At 55.7% G+C, this 3895-nt stretch carries 2 protein-coding genes and 1 pseudogene; all 3 read left to right on the top strand.

From position 1 onward, the window contains the following. A pseudogene (locus tag WCB02_RS21090) lies at positions 1-777 on the top strand (hypothetical protein); the annotation flags it as partial. Between the two features lie 137 nt (positions 778-914). Next, complete coding sequence (locus WCB02_RS21095; RefSeq protein ID WP_423961076.1) at positions 915-2795, top strand: DUF262 domain-containing protein; 1881 nt, start codon at positions 915-917, stop codon at positions 2793-2795. A gap of 19 nt (positions 2796-2814) precedes the next feature. Then, positions 2815-3582: an HNH endonuclease gene (locus WCB02_RS21100; RefSeq protein WP_423961078.1), complete on the top strand. Its 768-nt coding sequence runs from the start codon at positions 2815-2817 to the stop codon at positions 3580-3582. Positions 3583-3895 lie beyond the last annotated feature (313 nt).

Consider the following 3895-nt stretch of genomic DNA (forward strand, 5'->3'; position numbering starts at 1 on the left):
GTGAGGCATTCATCATTTGTAGACCGTATGGACGGCAGGAATTGGAATCCTGCCTGGTTTTTGTCGATGCGCGACGTAACAAACGCGACGAACGAACGGACCGCAATATTTTCAGTTCGACCCCGCCTTCCTTCGAATGACAAATTACCGTCAGTGTTTGTTCGTTTCCCTGCACCGGAAGTAGCCTGTTTAGTGGCGAACTTATCTTCTTTTGTGTTCGACTATGTTGCACGACAGAAAATAGGAGGGACGAATTTGGGTGGTTACATCGTGGAACAGCTTGCCGTTCTTCCACCGAATGCGTTTGCTCAGAAATGCCCGTGGGCAGACCAGATTCAGACAGTCGAGGATTGGATATTACCGAGAGCCCTTGAGCTAATCTATACGGCTCACGACCTTAACTCCTTTGCAGAAGGTTGCGGATTTTCTGGTCAGCCGTTTACTTGGGACGAACGGCGCCGCTTCTTGCTTCGGTGCGAGTTGGACGCCGCGTTCTTTCATCTTTATTTTCCGAGCACTCCGGACGGAGCCTGGAAGGAAGCTGAGCGAGAGAATCGTTTTGCAAAATTGCAAAGATATTTCTCCACTCCGCGTGACGCTATTGCACATGTTCTGGATTCATTTCCGGGTGTTCGGAGGAAGGAAGAGCAGACATTCGGCGAATTCAAAACCAAGCAATGCGTACTTGATATTTACGATTCGATTTTGACGGCAATTCGACTTGGACGAGCATATCGGGTTAGACAAGAACTGGAACTCGCGGGCCGAGCAGATTAGCGTTAGAAACTTCCGTGGGCTGCAGACCAAAGAATCCGACGTTAAGATGAATGCTGCATCGCTAGGTCAGAGCTTGCGGCGAACGATCGCCAAAGGAAGAATTACACAACCAAGGAACGATCTGGGGGAAAAGTTAGATGGAGCCGCGGGACATGGCTATCGGGGGTGTATTCGCCGATTCAAAGCGCCTCGTCGTACCAATCTATCAGCGCACCTACGAGTGGACACCTGAGCGCCAGATCGATACGCTGATGGACTATGTTGAGGCCAAGGCGGAGGGGCGTCTTGCCAGCGAGCCGGCGCGCTTCCTCCACTATATGGGTGCACTACTGCTCATCCCGCGCTCCGGCTTTGTGTTCGGCCGTATTCCAGTGTTCGACATTGTCGATGGCCAGCAACGCATCACGACGTTTCAGATCGCGCTCGCAGCGCTGCGCGACCTCGCGCTCGAACGTGATGAGCAGTCGATTGCCGATCAAATCCGACCATTGCTCTTCAATCTCGACGAAGCGTCAATGCAGGACAAAAGATCTGAGCGCTTCAAACTTGAACCCACTCGGCTGGACCGGTCGCTTTTTCGCGAACTAATGACGATGCCACTTGCCGCACTGCAAGAGGCCTACGCACCGTACTTCACTCAGGCTGGACAGCTCAGAAAAAAGGGCGTGTCTCCGCCGAAGCCGCTAGCAGCTTGGTGGTACATCCGAGAGAGATCTGCTGAGTTCATTGATGAGGCAGACAACCCCGGTATGCGGCTGCGAGCGCTACTCGAAGCAATGCTTCAGGATATGCACCTGATCGTTATCACGCTGGCGGAAACGGACGACGCTCAGGTCATCTTTGAGACCCTCAATTTCGGCGGCGAGCCGCTGGCTGCGATGGATCTCGTCCGCAACGACGTTTTTCATCGGGCCGCGCGCAACAACGAGAACATCGAGGACCTGATGGACACGGGTTGGGCAATGTTCGAGACACCGTTCTGGAAAGAAAGAGCCACTCAGGGACGCATTACCAAACCGCGGATGGACTTCTTCCTTGCCAATACCCTCGCCGCGGAGACCGGAAAGGAGACGCTGCTCAACGAATTGTATGCCGCTTACAAACGCTACAGCACAGATCGCAAGTACCCGAGTGTTGAAGCAGAACTTCAGGTTTTGCGGAAGCATGCGCCAACGTACCGTGCCCTAGTTTCGTCTGAGCCTGGGCCGCTAGCAAGGCTTGCCTATGCGCTTGAGGTCTTCGAAATGCGAACGGCCTATCCCTTGGTGTTCGCTTTGAACGCCGCGACTTCAGATGAGCATGCGCGACAGGCGGTGTACCGGCTGATCGAGTCCTACGTGGTCCGCCGGGCGATCTGCGGCCTGACTCCGAAAAATTACAACACGACATTCCTTCGCCTGGCTACGATTGCTCGTGAAAGCGGTGGATCGCTCGAGGCGCTACGCATCGCCTTCACGGAGTTTAGCGGATCATCCAATTTATTCCCCAGCGATCAAGACCTGAGCCAAGCCTTCGCGACCAAATCAGCGTATGAGGACATACCACGTCCGCGCTTGCGGCACATTTTCCGTGAACTCGAGTTCGAGTCGCGCGACGAATATGATGAGGTCGAGGGCCTCAAGCCGGACCTCGAAATCGAACACATCCTTCCGCAAACCTGGTATGAGCATTGGCCACTTCCTGACGGTTCGAATGCGCCACCTGATCTGATATACGGACTCTCCGATGAACAGCGCACGATGGTCGAACGGCGTAAGGCCGTAGTCCACGTGCTGGGCAACCTGACGCTTCTCACAAAGCCGGCGAATATCGAAGTCCTGAACTACGCATTCGATCCGGAAAAGAAGGCACGCCTTCATGCATCACTATTGCGGCTCAATCAGGACGTCGCGGCGGAGTCGCGATGGGACGAGCAAGCTATTGTAAGGCGAGCGCAGCGATTGGCCGAACTCGCGATCAAGGTCTGGCCAACACCCAACACTACGGACGATCCCGTCGCCCTGCCGGCGCATACATGACGCCGGGCCGGAACTGACGATGGTCATGGCTCTCGAAAGCCCGCCCGGCTTTATCGCGCGCACCGAGGCGCAAAAGGCGGCTTCGGAGAACGGCTATCGGCTTGAACGCGGTATCAGCGGGGGTTGGCTGCAATATAGCTCAACCTCGGCGCCTGGTTCGATCTGGATTGGGAGCTGTTCCGGCAAAGGGCCGTGGTTGCTGTCCATCGACCATTCCGGTGTAGCTCATGAGATCGGTGTCTCTTCGCAATTACCCATATCGGGTCCAGGACTTCTAACTCTCAGCTTTCCGACGCTTCCGGATCTCTACGCCGCACTCGATCGCGTCTACAAACTGTCGGTGAGTCTGCCTGATGCGCCTCTCGAGCGTTTTCGCAAGGCGACAGCGAAGCTGCCTCGCACGACCGAAGCCGAGCGATTAGTAGTCCAACGCATTGGTCAGGACATCTTTCGGGATGCCTTAATGGATTACTGGGGTGGACGCTGCCCAATTACGGGAATCACGGAGCCCGCCCTGCTCCGCGCCTCCCATATCGTGCCTTGGGCGGATTGCACTGACGAAGAACGCCTAGATGTCTACAACGGGTTGTTGCTTTCCGCCCTTTGGGACGCGGCGTTCGACCGTGGTCTGGTGAGTTTTGCGGACGACGGCACGGTCTTAGTGAGCGGCAGGTTGGGGACCAAGGAGCGGGAGGCACTCGGGCTCGACTCAGCGCCAAGACTGTCTGGTCTACAGGAGCACCATTGCTTAAACCTAGCGCGGCACCGGACTCGTAACGGATTTTGATACTGAGTGTGCTGGAATGTTTGGTGCGGACCATTCAGCAATAAAGCCCAGCCCAGCGATGCAGATCGGACTGCTCGATGACCTCGAGCCCCCTAACTTCCCCTTCCTTCGATTTGCTGATGCCGGCACCGTTGCGATGCCGGAGCCTGACTTAGATAGGTGTGCCATTCCGCCGAGACAACGCTAAGATGAGTGAATTCGATATTTTGTCCGGAAAGGCCGACCGCAATCAAATCCTGACAGACCTGGGCGATGAGATTCTGGCTGCGATGTCGACGGTTTCGGAAGCCGCGGCGAAAGCACTCTCCTCACC

Origin of the sequence: Bradyrhizobium sp. (assembly GCF_049581145.1) — a bacterium.
GTDB lineage: Bacteria > Pseudomonadota > Alphaproteobacteria > Rhizobiales > Xanthobacteraceae > Bradyrhizobium.